Origin of the sequence: Nesterenkonia sp. (assembly GCF_029265375.1) — a bacterium.
Lineage (GTDB): Bacteria > Actinomycetota > Actinomycetes > Actinomycetales > Micrococcaceae > Nesterenkonia.
This window is the reverse complement of the sequence record NZ_JAJUJJ010000004.1, coordinates 93226-109919: the sequence shown is the minus strand read 5'-3', so window position 1 is coordinate 109919 and position 16694 is coordinate 93226. Positions and strand designations below refer to the sequence as shown.

The following is a 16694-nucleotide window of genomic DNA, read 5'->3' as shown; positions in this document are numbered from 1 at the left end:
TCTCTGCTCAGCGATTCTGCCGGCGGCCGAGGCGCGGGGAAGACATCGCGGGAGCTCAACGTTGCTGAACACATGTGAGCACATCCGCCGAAGCCGCTGAGCGTCCCCGCATACCCGCCGAGCTGAAGGTGATGATCGCCTCAGCCTTCATCATCGCCATCGGCTTCGGCATCGTCGCCCCCATCCTGCCGCAGTACGCCGCAGACTTCGGGGTCAGCGCGATGGCGGTCTCCGCAGTCGTCTCCGCCTTCGGCCTGTTTCGGCTGATCTTCGCACCGGTCTCCGGCAAGCTGACCCAGACCTTGGGAGAGACACCGGTCTATGTGGTGGGACTGCTCATCGTGGCCGCCTCCATGTTCGCCACGGCCTTCGCCCCCACCTATGAGCTGCTGCTGATCTTCCGGGCCGTCGGCGGGATCGGCTCCACCTTCTTCACCGTTTCGGCGATGACCTTCCTGGCCCGGAAAGCTCCGCCGCAGATCCGCGGACGGGTCTCCGGCGCGTACGCATCGGCCTTTCTGATCGGAAACGTGGCAGGCCCCCTGCTGGGATCAGCACTGTTGGTGCTGGGCCAGCGCGTCCCGTTCCTGGTCTACGGCGGGGCACTGATCCTGGCTGCAGCCATCGTGTTCGTCATGCTGCGCCGCTCACGACTGGAAGACCGCGCCAACCGGGACAGCCGGCGCCGCGCCACTGTGGCAGAGGCGTGGAGAATGCCCAGCTACCGAGCGGCACTGACCTCAGGATTCGCCAACGGCTGGGCCACCTTCGGGCTCAGAAACTCCATCGTGCCGCTCTTCGCGGCAACAGCATTCGTCGGCACCGGGTGGTTCATCGGCGCCGACCAGTTGGCGGGAGTGGCCCTTGCGGCATTCGCAGCCGGCAACGTGGCAGTTGTGCTCACCGTGGCCAAACGCTCCGATGAATGGGGCAGACGCCCACCTATCCTGGCCGGGCTGGTGATCGCGGGGCTGGCGACCGCGGCACTCGGATCAGCTGCCCACCCCTGGATGCTGCTGGTGCTGAGCCTGGTGGCAGGGGCTGGAACCGGTCTCATTGTGCCGGCCCAGCAGGCTGCGGTCGCCGACATCGTCGGTGAAGGCCGCAATGGCGGTTCAGTGGTCTCCACCTTCCAGATGACCCAAGACTTCGGCGCCATCATCGGACCGCTGCTGGCAGGGCTCATTGTGGACCATCTCAGCTACGGATGGGCTTTCGGCGTCACCGGGGTCGTGATGCTCATCGGTGCTGCCGCCTGGACCGCGGCACCGGAGACTCTGCCGGCCCGCAGGGCTGCGGCTGGCTGATCCGGCGCAGCGGAGGGCGGGGCCAGCAGCGCTGACTCCGCCCTCCGCTGAAGGAATGTGCCCCAGGCTCAGGGGCGAGGCGTCGCCTCGTCGTACACGTAGGCCTCAGTGTGGTGGGCCACAGCGTCAATGCCGCCTTCCTCCACCTCGTGCTCCACACGGAACCCGATGGTCTTCTGGATGATGAGCCCGATGATGAAGGTGGCCACGAAGGTGAACACCAGCGTGATCGCGCACGCCACGATCTGGGCCCACAGCAGGTCGAACCCGCCGCCGAGCAGAATGCCGCTGCGGCCGTCACCGATCAGCTCCTCCACACCGAACAGGCCGATGGCGAGAGTGCCCCACAGACCGGCCACGAAGTGCAGGCCGACCACATCCAAGGTGTCGTCATACTTGCCGTACTTGAAGTCGACGGCGAAGCAGCAGATCACACCGGCAACCAGGCCCAGGATGATCGCACCCAGCGGGGTCAGGAACGCCACTGCAGGAGTGATCGCCACCAGGCCGGCCACGATGCCGGAAGCCGCACCCACCGGCGTGGGCTTCTTCCCACGGGCCCACTCAGTGACCAGCCATGCCACCAGCGCAGCAGCCGGAGCCAGCATCGTGTTGATCCAGTTCAGGCTGGCCTGGGCGCCGTCAGCAGCCTCACCAATGTTGAAGCCGAACCAGCCGAACCACAGGATAGAAGCCCCCAGCAGCACGAACGGCACATTATGCGGCTTATTGGGGGCAAAGTTGCTGCGCGGGCCGATCACCAGCACCAGCGCTAGGGCAGCCAGCCCGGCGCACATGTGCACCACCAGCCCACCGGCGAAGTCGACTGCCTCGCCGACCGCGTCACCGATCATGCCGCCCTCGACCAGCAGGCCGCCATCGCCCCACACCCAGAAGGCCAGCGGGCAGTAGACCAGCGTGACCCAGACGGGAACGAAGATCATCCAGGCGGAGAACTTGGCCCGGTCGGCGATGGCTCCGGAGATCAGCGCGGTGGTGATGATGGCGAAAGTGGCCCCGAAGCCGACCCACACCAAGGAGTCCTCGCCGGCGGCGAAGGACTCAGCCAGCGCGAAGTCCGCTGTCGGATTGCCGAAGAGTCCGCCGCCGATGGCGTCAGCACCTGCGATCGCATTGCCCCACAGCGCCCAGGTCAGGGCGACCAGGCCCATCGCCGCGAAGCTCATCATCATCATGTTGACCGCGGACTTGGTCTGGGACAAGCCGCCGTAGAAGAGCGCCAGGCCCGGCGTCATAAACAGCACCAGCGCCCCTGCCACGATGACCCATGTCACGTCAGGTATCTCCATGTGTCCCTCCAGGAAAACGTCACTCACCGGCGACTCTCACCGGTGCGAGCTGGACACCATCCAACTGCCGACGTGTTTCACTGCGGGTGCCGTGATGTTTCCCCGGCGTTAAATCTTGGGGGAGGGCGGACGTACGGGCTGCGCACCGCCGACGTCTGAGCGGTCTGCCGGGAGCCTACTGCTCCTCGAGCAGGGCGTCGACGAACGCCTCGGTCTCGAAGGGCGCCAGATCGTCCGGCCCCTCGCCGAGGCCAATGAGCTTGACCGGGACCCCCAGCTGGCGCTGGATAGCTACCACGATGCCGCCGCGGGCGGTGCCGTCGAGCTTGGTCAGCACGATGCCGGTCACATCCACCGCCTCGGAGAACACCTTCGCCTGGTTCAGGCCGTTCTGCCCGGTGGTGGCGTCCAGCACCAGCAGCACCTCATCCACCTCGGACTTCTTCTCGATGACGCGCTTGACCTTGCCCAGCTCGTCCATCAGATTGGCCTTGTTCTGCAGCCGTCCAGCGGTATCCACCAGCACGACGTCGGACTCCAGCTCAGTGGCCTTGTCCACCGCCTCATAGGCCACCGACGCCGGATCTGCGCCTTCGACCTCTGAGGAGACGGTCGGCACGCCCACCCGAGCGCCCCAGGTGGTCAGCTGCTCGGCTGCTGCCGCACGGAAGGTATCGGCAGCGCCCAGGATCACGTCCTTGTCCTGAGCCACCAGCACCCGGGCGAGCTTCCCGACCGTGGTGGTCTTGCCGACGCCGTTGACCCCGACCACCAGCACCACAGCGGGCCGGGAGTCCGCTTCGGTGTTCAGGCTGCGATCCAGAGTCGGATCGATGAGCTTAATCAGCTCCTCGCGCAGCATCGCGCGCACCCGCTGGGGATCCTTGGAGCCCTCAACGGTGACCCGCTCGCGCAGGGTGTCCACCAGCTCCATGGTGGAATCAGTGCCCAGATCGGCGGTGAGCAGCGTCTCCTCGATCTCGTCCCAGACGTCGTCGTCGATCTGATCCTGACTCAGCAGGGCCAGCAGCGACTTGCCGAAGACATTGTTGGACTTCACCAGCCGGGCACGTAGCCGAGCGAGCCGAGTGGACACCGGCTCGGGAGTCTCCACCTCCGGCTCGGCCGGTACCTGCTCCACAGGCGGCGCTGCGGTGTCCGCCTCGGCGGTGTCCGGGCGGTCGGCAACCAGCGTGTCGCCCTCGGCGTCCTCAGCCGCTCCCGGCGGGAGATCATCGGCGTCGCGGGTCTCCGGGTAGAGCTTCTTGGTCTGCTTCGGCGTCAGGGTGCGGCCGCGGACAAGCAGTCCGCCGACGACGCCGAGCAGCACAACGGCCAGGACAACGAATGTGATCAGAACTGAAGTTTCCACGTCAGACAGTCTCCCACAGGGACAGCTGGCCGTACGCTCAGCCGCGGCACCTCGCAGGTGGTCTCAGGGCGCTGGGCGTGCGGCAGTTCGGGCGGGCAGGATCTCCGGAGGATGCGGGTCAGCGGCGCAGCCGTTTGGCAAGCGTGCCCAGAGCGTTCCGTGCCTGCGCAGCGGCAGGGGAGACACGTTCGGAGACCCGGTGCAGCAGACTGGACTCGGTCTCCTCCGCCAGCACCTGCAGCTTCTCATGGGCGCTCTCAGCCGACGCCGCGGCAGCGGAGATGGCGTTCTCCAGCTCTTCGATCCGTGCGTTCTGCGCGGCAATGCGCGCATCCCGCTCGGCCAGCTGCGCGGCCGCGGACTCCTTCACCTGGCAGATCTCCGCCTTCAGCTGCTCTGGGGTGCGACTCTGCTCGGCGAGGGCCGCCTCCAGCGCCGCGGTGCGGGAGCTGAGCTCCTGCAGCTGGGCGTGCAGCTGGTCTGTCTCGGAGGCGCGGGACTCCAGCTGAACAATCCGGGACTCCAGCTCGGCCTGCTCCACCTCGCGCACCTGCTCGAGCCGCTCATAGGCGCTGCGCAGCTCCGCCACCAGGTCCTTCTGGTGGCCCAGCAGCGCCGTGACCACTTCGTGGGCGTTCTCACCCAGATCGGTGGGCAGCTGAGGCTCACCGGTGCGATCCTCACCGGCGGTCTCGTCACTGGTGGCCTCCTCGGACGAGGAGGGCTCGACGTCGGCCTCTTCGGCCCCGGAGCCCTCCACCGAGGAGTCCTCGACGCCGGAATCACCGCTGACCGGGGCCACCGCCCTGGCGCCCTCAGAAGCATCGGCCGCCACGGCGTCGTCCTCGGTCTGCGGCGTGCCGGAGGACTCGATCTCCGCAGGGCGGGAGAGATTCTCCGGCCCTGCAGTCCCGCCGTCGTGAGCGGGCTGGGCGGCAGAGGAATCCTGACTCTCCACGGAGACTCCATCGTCCGGACGGCGGCCGGCCCCCTCAGCAGCCACGTCATCGGTGTGGTCTGTCATACAGACGATCCTACTGGGTGGGCGGCTCATCGTCCGGCCAGTGCCCGTAGAGGACCTCTTCGAAGCTGCGCCGGTGCCACGCCGGCTTCGGCTGCGGAGGAACGGGGGAGGCGATCTCCTGGTCAGCGAGCGAGTCGGCAGCAGAGGAGGCCCCGGCGGGGGAGCCGCCCAGGTGGGATCCGGGAGCCTGCGACGGAGCCGTGCCGGGCGCAGCTGCTGCGCTGGGCCGGGCCGCTGAGCCGGCGGCGCTGCGGCGGGCGGACTCCTCCCGGGCGGTGATGCGTGCCGCCACTTCTGGCGGCACCGCGGCGGTGCCGATATGGGCCGGCACCTGCAGGGTCCGCATGTCCTGAGCCGTCAGAGCGCGCAGGCCCGCGGCGGGGAAGGCGATGAGTTGCTCCACGAACTCGCCGCGCTGGGCGAAGGAGGCGCAGCGGGCCCGGTGGGCCGCCGAGAGCGTGATGGGACTGCTGCTGTCCGAGGGCAGCTCCCCGCGCCCGGACAGTGCCCGGGCAGCCCGCCGGTGGGCCTCCTCCGCGGTCCGTAGGTATTCGCGGTGGGCCGACAGCGCTGACTGGATGACCTGTGCGTCCTCCGTTTGGCTCACATTGTTACTCTAGAGCTTTGGCACCGGAGCTGTCGGCCCACAGCTGCACCGCAGCCTGAAGGCCGCTGCCGCCCCTTCGAAGACTCCTGTAAGGAACCACACCGTGTTCAACTCGCTCTCCGACCGTCTCACCGCGACCTTCAAGAACCTGCGCGGGAAGGGAAAGCTGACGGAGGCGGATATCGACGGCACCGCCCGCGAGATTCGCCGCGCGCTGCTGGACGCCGACGTCGCCGTCCCAGTGGTGCGCGAGTTCATCGCCCGGGTCAAGGCCCGCGCCCTGGGCGCGGAAGTCTCCGGCGCACTGAACCCCGGCCAGCAGGTGGTCAAGATCGTCAACGAGGAGCTCGTCGGGATCCTCGGAGGCGAGACTCGTGAACTGGCCTTCGCCAAGCAGCCGCCGACCATCATCATGCTCGCCGGCCTGCAGGGCGCGGGCAAGACCACCCTGGCCGGCAAGCTCGCCTTCCACCTGAAGAATAAGGGGCACCAGCCGGTGCTGGTGGCCTGCGACCTCCAGCGGCCCAACGCGGTCACCCAGCTGCAGGTCGGCGGTGAGCGCGCCTCCGTGCCGGTCTTCGCGCCGCACCCCGGCGTCAGCTCCGAGGCCGAGGTTCCCACCGGGGATCCGGTGGCGGTAGCCCGCGACGGCGTGGACTACGCCCGGGAGAAGCTGCACGATGTGGTCATCATCGACACCGCCGGCCGCCTGGGCGTGGATGCCGAGCTGATGCAGCAGGCCGCGGACATCAAGACTGCGGTGGGCGCTCACGAGACCCTGTTCGTCATCGACGCGATGATCGGTCAGGATGCGGTCAACACCGCTCAAGCCTTCAACGAGGGCGTGGACTTCACCGGCGTGGTGCTCACCAAGCTCGACGGCGACGCCCGCGGCGGTGCCGCGCTCTCGGTGGCCCAGGTGACCGGCAAGCCTGTGATGTATGCCTCCACCGGTGAGGGCCTGAAGGACTTCGAAGTCTTCCACCCGGACCGGATGGCCCGCCGCATCCTGGACATGGGCGACATCCTCAGCCTCATTGAGCAGGCCGAAGCCACCTGGGACAAGGCTGAGGCCGCCAAGATGGCTCAGAAGTTCGCCGACCAGGAGGACTTCACCCTCGAGGACTTCCGCGCTCAGATGCAGCAGCTGAAGAAGATGGGCTCGATGAAGAAGCTGCTGGGCATGATGCCCGGCGCCGCCGGCATGCGGCAGCAGCTCGAGCAGTTCGACGACTCCCAGCTGGACCGCGTGGAGGCGATCATCAACTCGATGACTCCCCACGAGCGCAATGCGCCCAAGATCATCAACGGCTCCCGCCGGGCCCGCATCGCCCGCGGCTCCGGGGTCCACGTCTCCGAGGTCAACTCCCTGCTGGAGCGCTTCGGCCAGGCGCAGAAGATGATGAAGAAGATGGCCTCCGGCGGCGGAATGCCCGGCGGCGGGGGCATGCCCGGAATGCCGCCGGGCATGGGAGGAATGCCCGGGATGGGAGCCCCTGGCGGCAAGCGCAAGAAGGGCAAAGGCAAGAAGACCAAGGCCAAGTCGGGCAATCCGGCCAAGGCCGCCCAGCAGGCCCGCGAAGCCGAGCTGAAGCGCCAGCAGGCCGCGCAGCAGAAGATGGACGGCTCCAGCTTCGGCGCCGGCCACGAGGTCAAGCCCGAGGACCTCAGCCTGCCGAAGGGCTTCGAGAAATATCTGAAGTAGCGTCCGGACCGCAGCGGAATGCGCCGCCGTCGGGAATCTGGCACAATGGGCAGGTACTTTGCTCAGTGCTGCGCGAGCACCCTCTACTCTCGCGGGCCTGACCAACGTTCAGCGCCGGCCTGGCGCCGTTGCATCACCCCACGCGGCAGCAGGCCCCTGCGCACCCTTACTGAGATACAGGAGTAACCACACCAGTGGCAGTCAAGATTCGTCTGAAGCGGATGGGCAAGATCCGCAGCCCGCACTACCGCGTTGTTGTTGCCGACTCCCGCGCCAAGCGCGACGGCAAGAACATCGAGGAGATCGGCAAGTACCACCCCACCCAGGAGCCCTCGTTCATCGAGATCAACTCCGAGCGGGCCCAGTACTGGCTGTCGGTGGGCGCCCAGCCCACCGAACAGGTGCTGGCCCTGCTGAAGATCACCGGGGACTGGCAGAAGTTCAAGGGGATCGACGGCGCCGAGGGCACCCTGAAGACCAAGGCTCCCGCTGAGGAGTTCGTGGCCCCCTCCAAGGGATCGGTCATTCAGGAGAAGACCGAGAAGAAGCCTGCAGAGGAGCCCGCTGAGGCCGCCGAGGCCGCTGAGGAGACTCCCGCCGAGGACTCCGAGGAGAAGGCTGAAGCATGAGCAGCGACGCTGTGATCACTGATGCGCTGGAGCACCTGGTGCGCGGGATCGTCGACTCGCCCGACGACGTCGACGTCCGCCGCCGCAACGGCCGCCGCTATGACACTCTCCAGGTCCGGGTGAACCCGGACGATCTGGGGCGGGTCATCGGCCGCGCCGGACGCACTGCAAAGTCTCTGCGCACAGTGGTGGCAGCGCTTCCCGGCGGCGAGGATGTCCGCGTCGACGTCGTCGACACCGACCGCCGCCGCTGAGCAGCCGGGGATCCACCGGTGGCTGCATCTGAATACGGCAACGGCCCGCAGGCGCGCCCCGATCACGGGGAGCGGTTGCGGGTCGCTCGTATCGGCAAGCCCCACGGCATTCGCGGCGAGGTGACCGTTCAGCTCTTCACGGACGAACCGGCCGAGCGCCTGGCGCCTGGCTCCCAGCTCATCCGTGAACCCGGCCGGGACACCCAGGACCGCACCACCTCGGTGCTGACAGTCTCCAGGCAGCGCTGGAACAAGCAGATCTGCCTGCTGGGCTTTGATGAGATCGCCGACCGCAGCGCGGCCGAGGCGCTGCGGGGCTCCGTCCTCTACATCGATGTCAGCTCCGATCAGGAGGACGAGGAGGGCTGGTACAGCCACGAGCTGGAGGGCATGGTCTGCGTGGACGCCGCCGGCCGGAAGCTGGGCGTGGTGGCAGAGCTGATCACCGGGCCGGCCCAAGACCTGCTGGTGGTCACCACCGAGGCCGGTGAGGAGGTCCTGGTGCCGTTTGTGGAGGCCATCGTGCCCCACATCGATCCCGGCTCCCGGCAGATCCGGCTCACCCCGCCGGAGGGCCTGTTCCCATGAGACTGGACCTGATCTCCATCTTCCCCGAATACTTCGAGGCGCTGAACCTCTCCCTGATCGGCCGCGCCCAGCAGGACGGACTGCTGGAGATCCGGCGGACGAACCTGCGCGACTACACCCACGACCGGCACCGTACAGTGGACTCGCCCCCGGCCGGGGGCGGGGCAGGCATGGTGATGAAGCCCGAGCCCTGGGCCCAGGCCCTGGAATCCGTGCTCAGCGACGACGGCGCAGCCGCGCGGCCCATCCTGGTGGTGCCCACCCCCTCCGGAGAGCTGTTCACCCAGCAGCGGGCCGCTGAGCTGGCCGCCGCCGAACATCTGGTCTTCGCCCCCGGACGGTTCGAAGGCATCGACGAGCGGCTCACCGACTGGGCCCAGGAGCATTTCCAGGTGCACCGGCTGAGCATCGGTGACTATGTGCTCAACGGGGGAGAGGCCGCTGTCATCGTCATGGTCGAAGCCATCACCCGGCTCATCCCCGGGGTGATCGGCAACGCCGAGTCCCTCACCGAGGAGTCCCACAGCGCCGACGGCCTGCTGGAGTACCCGGTCTACACCAAACCTGCCGAGTGGCGCGGCCGCCGCATCCCGGAGGTGCTGCTCTCCGGCAATCACGCCAAGATCGAGGCCTGGCGGCGCGAACAGTCCCAGCAGCGGACCCGGCGCCGTCGTCCGGACCTGTGGGCCAAGCACGTGGTGGCGCGGGAGCGCGCAGCGGAGTAGACTGTACCGCTGTGCCTGCTGGGCGCCCGCTCTGCCATGGGGGAGCTGGTGTCAACAGACAGGCCCCGTCCCGGCCCCGTGAGGCCGCGGACGCGACATCAAGCCTGAAAGACCAGCGCCGCAGCAGCCTGCGGCCCGGGTCCCTGACATCAGGGCGACTGACCTGTGGCAGCCCGCCCTAAGGAGCAGCAATGCAGAAGCTGGATTTCCTCGACAAGGAGTCTCTGCGCAGCGACATCCCGGACTTCGCGCCCGGCGACACGGTCAATGTGCACGTGAACATCGTCGAAGGCAAGACCACCCGTGTCCAGGTGTTCAAGGGCTACGTGCTCGGCCGACAGGGCTCCGGACTGCGCGAGACCTTCACCGTGCGGAAGGTCTCCTTCGGCGTCGGCGTGGAGCGCACCTTCCCGGTGCACTCCCCGGTCATCGAGAAGATCGAGGTGGTGGCCCGCGGTGACGTGCGCCGCGCCAAGCTGTACTACATGCGCGACCGCCACGGCAAGGCCGCCCGCATCCGCGAGAAGCGCGAGTCCGCCGTGGCCCGCGCCAAGGGACAGGACGTCGAGGACACCGTCGAGGCCTGAGCCCGGCGCTCACCTCACTCCGCATGCGCAGCAGCCCCGAGATGCCCGAGCACAGCTCGGCGTCTCGGGGCTCTTCGCGTTCTGGGCCCGCAGCCGGGACCCGTCTGCGCCGCTGGGGCGTGCGGGCCGCCGTCGTGCTCGCCGCCGCGCTGCTGATCAGCGCCGTAGTCCGGCTGTTCGTCGTCGACGTCTACACCATCAGCCAGGAGTCCATGGTCCCCACCCTGCACGACGGCGAGCGGGTGGTGGTGGACAAGCGCTACCCCGGCGAGGACGGCGTCCAGCGCGGGGATGTGGTGGTCTTCGACGGAGAGGGCTCCTTCACCCCCTACCGCGGCGGCGGCGCAGCTGAGCGGCTCCTGGAGCAGGTGGGGCACTGGTTCGGCATGAGCTCGCCGTCGGGAGTCTTCGTCAAACGGGTGATCGGCACCGGTGGAGATACGGTGGCCTGCTGCGATGATTCCGGCCGGCTGACGGTCAACGGCGAGCCGGTCCCGGAGGACTACCTCACCGAACCGGTCAGCGCCTCGACACCGGCCTCTGAGCTGAGCTTCGAAGCTGAGGTGCCCCCAGGACGGATGTGGGTCATGGGAGACAACCGGAGGGCATCGGTGGACTCCAGAGACCTGCTCGGCGCCCCGGGCGGCGGTATGATCAGCGAAGACCGCATCATCGGCCGCGCCGTGGAAGTCGTCTGGCCCGTCAGTGATCGCCGCACAGTGGAAGGAGACGGCCCTGAACAGCGCCCCTGAACCGGCCGACGCCGAGGACCCCGCATCCTCGCGGCAGGAGAACTCGGACCACTCGCCAGCACGACGACGCCACCCCGCGGTCAGCTTCCTGGTGGAGCTGGTGACCATTGTGGCCCTGGCGGTGGTGATCTCCTTCATCATCAAGACCTTCTTCCTGCGGGCCTTCTACATCCCCTCAGAGTCCATGCAGCCTACGCTGGAGGTGGACGACCGGATTGTGGTGAACCTGCTCGCCCCGGAGGTGATGGACCTGCACCGCGGAGACGTGGTGGTCTTCGAGGACACCCGGAACTGGTGGGGCTCCGAGCCGAAGCCGGAGACCACCGTGTTCCAGGACGCCCTGGTGTTCATCGGGCTGATGCCGGACACCTCCTCCCACTACGTGGTCAAACGGATCATCGGTATGGAGGGGGACACTGTGGCCTGCTGCGACGAGCAGGGCCGGATCCTGGTCAACGGCGAACCGGTGGACGAGCCCTACCTGTATCCGGGAGACGCGCCGAGCGAAGCCGAGTTCGAAGTGAGCGTGCCGGAGGGCCACGTGTGGCTGATGGGCGACCACCGCTCAGCCTCGGCGGACTCCCGCTCCCACGTGAACGAAGCGGACCAGGGGGCGGTCCCGGTCGATGACGTCATCGGCCGCACCCTGGCCACCGTCTGGCCGATGGACCGCTTCGGAGGCGGGGGATCAGACCGTGAGCCGTTCGCGGAGGTGCCGGAGAGCCCATGACCACCAGCGCCACACTGCTGCCGGAGCTGAAGCTGGCCGCCCAGACCGGGGCACGGTTCATCGCCGGGGTGGACGAGGTCGGCCGCGGTGCACTGGCCGGGCCGGTGACTGTGGGCGTGGTGGTGATGGATCTGCAGGCGCTTCCGGCATCCGTGCGCAGCGCCGGCTGCTGGGAGGCGCTCGACGGAGTGCGCGACTCCAAGCTGCTGACCGCCGCGGCGCGCACCCAGTGGCACCCGCGCATCTGCGAGCACGCTGCGGCGTTCAGCGTCCAGCACCGCAGCGCGGAGGCCATCGATGCCGCCGGGCTGACCGCCGCCCTCTCGGCCGCCGGCCGAGCCGGACTCCGCGAGGTGGAGGCCCAGCTGTCCCGTCCGGTGGATCTGGTGCTCCTCGACGGCGTGCACGACTGGCTCACCGCAGGCGGCTCTGCCCGCGTACACACTCTGGCCAAGGCCGATACGCTCAGCCTCACCGTGGCCTGCGCCTCCGTGCTGGCCAAGGTCGAGCGGGACGAGCTGATGCGGCAGCTGGCAACTGAGCATCCGGACTACGCCTGGGACTCCAATAAGGGCTACGGATCCCCGGCCCACCGGGAGGCCATCCGCGCCCACGGGCCCACCAGCTACCACCGCCGCTCCTGGAACCTGGGAGTCCCCGCCCCAGCAGAAGCCTGAGGCAGGCCGCCCCGCTGCGGGCACGGCACCAGTTTTCCCCTTCCGCACGCAGGCTAGGACGCCGCACCGCGGACTCCACAGTCACAGCAGAACTCAGCGGACCCAGCAGCATCCGCCCGCACTCTGGTGATCAGCGATCACGAGAGGAGGGGGGATGCGTGCCAAAGACCGCACCGGGCTCATCGGCGAGCAGCTGGCCGCCGACTATCTCACCGCCCGCGGACACAGGCTGCTGGCCCGGCGGTGGCGGTCCGCGCGCGGCGAGCTGGACCTGATCACCGTCCACGGGACCGAGCTGGTGGCGGTAGAGGTCAAGACCCGCCGCGGCACCGGCTTCGGGGACCCGTTGGAAGCCGTGGATGAGCAGAAGCTGCGCCGCCTGCACCGACTGCTGGGGGAGTACGCCTCCGGACGCCGGGTGCCGCTGCGCGAGCGGCGGGTCGACGTCGTCGGTGTGCTGCTGGCCGGACAGGGCGAGGACTGCGTGAACATCGAGCACCTGCAGGATGTGCGGCTATGAGTATGGGACGGGCACGCAGCGTGGTGCTGATCGGGATGGAGGGCCACCTGATCGAGGTGGAGGCAGATATCGGCCAGTCGCTGCCGGCCTTTGTGCTGCTGGGGCTGCCCGATGCCGCACTGCGCGAAAGCCAGGAGCGCATCCGCTCGGCGGCCAAGAACGCGGGGCTGCAGCTGCCCCGCCGTCGGCTCACGGTGAACCTGAGTCCCGCCTCGCTGCCCAAGTCCGGCTCCGGGCTGGACCTTGCGATTCTGATGAGCGCCTGGGCCGCCGATGGTCACCTCTCCGGCACCGCAGATGTGATCTTCCTGGCCGAGCTCGGTCTGGACGGGCGGCTGCGGCCAGTGCGCGGGGTGCTGCCAGCCGTGGCCGCAGCCGCAGAGGCCGGCGCCTGCCAGGTGGTGGTCTCCACCGCCAATGCTCAGGAGGCCGCCCTGGTGCCGGGCATCGAGGTTCTGGCCGCGGACCACGTCAGTGATGTGGCAGCAGCATTCGGCGCCCCCGCCGGGCAGCTGAAGGGGCAGTCAGCTGAAGGCCTGCGCCGCGTCTGGGTGCCCAGCACCGCCGCCCACCAAGGCCACGCTCACCGTTCCGAACCGGAGTGCGGCGACCTGGCCGAGGTGCGTGGCCAGGCCGAGGCGCGCTTCGGCCTGGAAGTCGCTGCCGCCGGCGGCCACCACATGATGCTCATCGGCGCCCCCGGGGCGGGGAAGACCATGCTGGCAGAGCGTCTGCCCGGGATCCTTCCTCCCTTGGACGATGCAGAAGCCATGGAGGTCACCGCGATCGCCTCACTGAGCTCCGGGGCCGCCGAGGTCACCCAGCTGCGCCGCACCCCGCCCTATGAGGCGCCGCACCACAGCGCCAGCGCCGCGGCGATCATCGGCGGCGGGCGGAGGATACCGGCACCCGGGGCCATCACCCGCGCCCACCGGGGAGTGCTGTTCCTGGATGAGGCGCCGGAGTTCCAGCGGCATGTGCTCGACGCTCTGCGCCAGCCTCTGGAGACCGGAACCATCTGCCTGCAGCGCGCTGCCGGGCAGGTCACCTATCCGGCGGCATTCCAGCTGGTGCTGGCGGCCAACCCCTGCCCCTGCGGAATGAACGTCGGGCGGGGGAGAGCCTGCACCTGCTCAGCGGCCGAACGCCGAAGCTATCTCTCCCGGCTCTCCGGCCCGCTGCTGGACCGCATTGATGTGCAGATGCAGGTTGAACGCCCACGGTCCGCCGCGGTGAGCCTGAGTGAACAGGAAGAATCCTCCGCCCAGGTGCTGGAGCGAGTCATACAGGCCCGCGGCCAGCAGCGCGAGCGGCTGCAGCCCCAGGGGCTGACCCTCAACAGTCAGGTGCCGCTGCCGATGATGACCAGCTTCATGCGGCTGCCCACCCAGACCACAGCGGCGCTGGACCGGGCACTGGACAGAGCCACCATCTCCCTGCGCGGCTACCTCAGGGTCCTGCGGCTGGCCTGGACCCTCTGCGACCTGGCTGGGCGGCAGCGCCCGGACTCTGACGACGTCGACGCCGCCATGCAGCTGCGGCTCAGCCGCTGAGAGGAGGAGACCACAATGAATCAGAGCACCGGGAGCCCGCCGTGGGCCGAGAGGAGGCTGCGGGTGATGCGCTCCGAGCTGTGCCGTGTGGTGGAGCCCGGCGACCTCATGGGGTGGGCGGCGGTGACCGCCCTCGGGGTGGAGCGGACCCATCAGCTGGCCCTGGGAGGCGAGGAGCCGAGCCCGGGCGAGCAGGAGGCCGCCGCCCGGCAGGCCGCAGAAGCGGGCCTGCGGCGGACTGCGGGACTCCGCGATGCCCTGAAGCGCTGGCGCACCCGCGCCGCCCAGGCCGACGGCGCACGGGACCTAGCGGCTTTGGAGGACTTCGGCGGCGGGCTGCTGATCCCGGAGGATGCCGCCTGGCCGCAGCAGCTGAATGACCTGCAGGCAGCTGCCCCGCTGGGACTGTACTTCCGCTGCCGCGGCAGCGGGCGCAGCACGCATCCCCAGCAGGTCTATGCTGCCGCGGCTGACCGGCTTCCCAGGCCGGGACGGTGCATCGCTGTCGTCGGCGCCCGGGAGATGAGCGACTACGGAGGACAGGTTGCTGCTGAATTGGCGGAGCAGCTGGCGGCGCGGGAGGTGGCGGTCCTCTCGGGCGGGGCCTACGGAGTCGACGCGGCCGCGCACCGGGCAGCCTTGGCCGCGGGGACCTCAGGATTCGCCAGCAGCGTGGCCGTCCTGGCCGGGGGTGCGGACCGGTTCTATCCGGCAGGCAATGAGCCTCTGCTGCGCAGCATTGCCGATCACGGGCTGCTGCTGACCGAGATGGCTCCGGGATCCGCGCCCACACGGCACCGCTTCCTGCAGCGCAACCGGCTCATCGCCGCGCTCGCCGACGCTGTAGTGGTGGTCGAGGCCCGGTGGCGCAGCGGCGCCCTGTCCACCGCCCATCACGCCCTGGAGCTGGGACGGCCTGTCGGAGCGGTTCCCGGCAGCGTCTACTCCGCCAGTTCGGCCGGCTGCCACCGGCTGCTGCAGCAGACGCCGGCCCAGCTGGTCACCGACGCAGCCGAAGTGATGCAGATGGTGGCCGCAGCGGCCCTCGAGCAGGATCCGCTGCCGCTGCCGGAGTCGTCGGCGCAGCGGCACCGGTCGGATCCCGACCCGCTGGAGGGGCTGGGGGAGGCTGAGCGGCGGATCTACGACGCGCTGCCTGCCCGCCGGCTGACCACTGCAGGACGGCTTTCCCAGGTCGCAGGTCTGGCGATGCCCCAGGTGCTGAGCGGGCTGAGCAGGCTGCAGCGGCGCGGACTGGCCGCAGAGACCAACGGGCAGTGGGGCAGAGCCCGTCCGCCTGCGCCGTGAGGCGCCTCCGCGGGCCTAGACTGCGACTATGGCCGACTCATCCGATGCGCCCCAGGACCCGCTGATCGAGGAGTTCGCCGCGCATCTGCAGCACCAGCGGCGACTCTCGGCGCACACAGTGCGCGGCTACACCAGCGACCTCGCCCAACTCAGCGTCCACGCCGGGGGGCTGCGTCGGCTCACCCTGGCCGTGCTGCGCACCTGGCTGGCCCAGCTGCACGCCAGTGGGCTCAGCCGCAGCACCCTGAACCGCAAGACCGCCTCGGTGCGGGCCTTCACCGCCTGGGCACACCGCCGCGGCCACCTCACCGAGGACCCAGCCGTTCGGCTGGCCTCAGCGTCCAGGGGCAGCCGACTGCCGGATGTGCTGCAGGCTCAGCACATCGATGAGCTGACGGCCGCACTCAGCGCCCGCCGTGAGGCATTGGAGGCCGCTGCGAATCCGGACCAGGTGAGCTGGGCTCTGGCGGTGCGGGACGAGACCATGGTGGAGGTGCTCTACGCCACCGGCATCCGGGTCTCCGAACTGGTCGGTCTGAACCAGGACTCTGTGGACCATCAGCGCCGGACCCTGCGGGTGCTCGGCAAGGGTCGCCGGGAACGAGTGGTGCCTTTCGGCGTCCCTGCGCAGCGGGCGCTGCAGCGGTGGGGCGAAAAGGCCCGGCCGCTGCTGGTGGGGGAGGAATCCGCCCAGGCGCTCTTCCTGGGCAGGCGGGGCCGCCGAGTGGATGTGCGGGTGGTGCGCCGCGTGGTCGATCAGGCGCTGGGCGCCCTTGGAACCACCTCAGCCCGGGGGCCGCATGCCCTGCGGCATACCGCCGCAACCCATCTGCTCGACGGCGGCGCGGACCTGCGCACCGTCCAAGAGATGCTCGGGCACAGCTCGCTGGCGACTACCCAGATCTACACGCATGTCTCGGCCGAGAAGCTGGCAGCGGCCTACAGCCAAGCCCATCCGCGTGCCTGAGGGTGCCCACGCACAGGCTTCCTGTTAACATGAGAGCGCATCCTTCCACGCAGATGTGCCCATCGGACGTAGGGGAAGA

General features: G+C 69.1%; 18 protein-coding genes. 14 read left to right on the top strand and 4 right to left on the bottom strand.

The annotated features are described in order from the left end of the window. The first annotated feature begins 74 nt into the window (after positions 1-74). Complete coding sequence (locus Q1K09_RS02990; RefSeq protein WP_300343089.1) at positions 75-1307, top strand: MFS transporter; 1233 nt, start codon at positions 75-77, stop codon at positions 1305-1307. 68 nt (positions 1308-1375) lie between these two features. Here Q1K09_RS02990 and Q1K09_RS02985 read toward each other — a convergent pair whose 3' ends face one another. The 4 genes from Q1K09_RS02985 to Q1K09_RS02970 all read right to left on the bottom strand — a co-directional run bounded on the left by Q1K09_RS02985 (position 1376) and on the right by Q1K09_RS02970 (position 5620). Next, positions 1376-2644 carry an ammonium transporter gene (locus Q1K09_RS02985; protein ID WP_300343087.1) on the bottom strand — a complete coding sequence of 423 codons (1269 nt, stop codon included), beginning with the start codon at positions 2642-2644 and terminating at the stop codon, positions 1376-1378. A 148-nt stretch (positions 2645-2792) separates the two neighbouring features. Then, the gene (gene ftsY / locus Q1K09_RS02980) at positions 2793-3998 is read right to left on the bottom strand and encodes a signal recognition particle-docking protein FtsY (RefSeq protein ID WP_300343139.1); all 1206 of its coding nucleotides are present in this window, start codon (positions 3996-3998) and stop codon (positions 2793-2795) included. Positions 3999-4107: 109 nt separating this feature from the next. Beyond that, on the bottom strand, positions 4108-5013 hold the full coding sequence (locus tag Q1K09_RS02975; RefSeq protein WP_300343085.1) for a hypothetical protein: 906 nt from the start codon (positions 5011-5013) through the stop codon (positions 4108-4110). Positions 5014-5023: 10 nt separating this feature from the next. Further along, positions 5024-5620 carry a hypothetical protein gene (locus tag Q1K09_RS02970; protein WP_300343083.1) on the bottom strand — a complete coding sequence of 199 codons (597 nt, stop codon included), beginning with the start codon at positions 5618-5620 and terminating at the stop codon, positions 5024-5026. Positions 5621-5723: 103 nt separating this feature from the next. On the opposite strand from Q1K09_RS02970, the gene ffh reads away from it, so the two are divergent. From ffh to Q1K09_RS02905, 13 genes are all read left to right on the top strand, one after another. Continuing rightward, on the top strand, positions 5724-7325 hold the full coding sequence (ffh, locus tag Q1K09_RS02965) for a signal recognition particle protein (RefSeq protein ID WP_300343081.1): 1602 nt from the start codon (positions 5724-5726) through the stop codon (positions 7323-7325). 194 nt (positions 7326-7519) lie between these two features. Further along, on the top strand, positions 7520-7954 hold the full coding sequence (rpsP, locus tag Q1K09_RS02960; RefSeq protein WP_300343079.1) for a 30S ribosomal protein S16: 435 nt from the start codon (positions 7520-7522) through the stop codon (positions 7952-7954). Between the two features lie 11 nt (positions 7955-7965). Further along, entirely contained in the window at positions 7966-8208 is a 243-nt protein-coding gene (locus Q1K09_RS02955; protein WP_300343137.1) for an RNA-binding protein, read from the top strand. Positions 8209-8226: 18 nt separating this feature from the next. Then, complete coding sequence (gene rimM / locus Q1K09_RS02950) at positions 8227-8796, top strand: ribosome maturation factor RimM (protein ID WP_300343077.1); 570 nt, start codon at positions 8227-8229, stop codon at positions 8794-8796. Beyond that, entirely contained in the window at positions 8793-9521 is a 729-nt protein-coding gene (trmD, locus tag Q1K09_RS02945; RefSeq protein WP_300343075.1) for a tRNA (guanosine(37)-N1)-methyltransferase TrmD, read from the top strand. The genes rimM and trmD overlap by 4 nt, the downstream gene beginning before the upstream one ends. A 191-nt stretch (positions 9522-9712) precedes the next feature. Beyond that, positions 9713-10108 carry a 50S ribosomal protein L19 gene (rplS, locus tag Q1K09_RS02940; RefSeq protein WP_300343073.1) on the top strand — a complete coding sequence of 132 codons (396 nt, stop codon included), beginning with the start codon at positions 9713-9715 and terminating at the stop codon, positions 10106-10108. A 23-nt stretch (positions 10109-10131) separates the two neighbouring features. Next, a complete protein-coding gene (gene lepB, locus Q1K09_RS02935; protein WP_300343071.1) occupies positions 10132-10860 on the top strand; it encodes a signal peptidase I in 729 nt (242 codons plus the stop codon). Continuing rightward, positions 10814-11590: a signal peptidase I gene (lepB, locus tag Q1K09_RS02930; RefSeq protein WP_300343069.1), complete on the top strand. Its 777-nt coding sequence runs from the start codon at positions 10814-10816 to the stop codon at positions 11588-11590. The genes lepB (Q1K09_RS02935) and lepB (Q1K09_RS02930) overlap by 47 nt, the downstream gene beginning before the upstream one ends. Then, the gene (locus Q1K09_RS02925) at positions 11587-12267 is read left to right on the top strand and encodes a ribonuclease HII (protein WP_300343067.1); all 681 of its coding nucleotides are present in this window, start codon (positions 11587-11589) and stop codon (positions 12265-12267) included. The genes lepB (Q1K09_RS02930) and Q1K09_RS02925 overlap by 4 nt, the downstream gene beginning before the upstream one ends. Before the next feature lie 154 nt (positions 12268-12421). Beyond that, positions 12422-12787 carry a YraN family protein gene (locus Q1K09_RS02920; RefSeq protein WP_300343065.1) on the top strand — a complete coding sequence of 122 codons (366 nt, stop codon included), beginning with the start codon at positions 12422-12424 and terminating at the stop codon, positions 12785-12787. Then, positions 12784-14340, top strand: coding sequence for a YifB family Mg chelatase-like AAA ATPase (locus Q1K09_RS02915; RefSeq protein ID WP_300343063.1), 1557 nt, complete (start codon positions 12784-12786; stop codon positions 14338-14340). Before Q1K09_RS02920 ends, Q1K09_RS02915 begins: the two co-directional genes overlap by 4 nt. Before the next feature lie 15 nt (positions 14341-14355). Next, positions 14356-15648, top strand: coding sequence for a DNA-processing protein DprA (locus tag Q1K09_RS02910; protein WP_300343061.1), 1293 nt, complete (start codon positions 14356-14358; stop codon positions 15646-15648). 28 nt (positions 15649-15676) lie between these two features. Next, positions 15677-16615: a tyrosine recombinase XerC gene (locus Q1K09_RS02905; protein WP_300343059.1), complete on the top strand. Its 939-nt coding sequence runs from the start codon at positions 15677-15679 to the stop codon at positions 16613-16615. Positions 16616-16694: the final 79 nt, after the last annotated feature.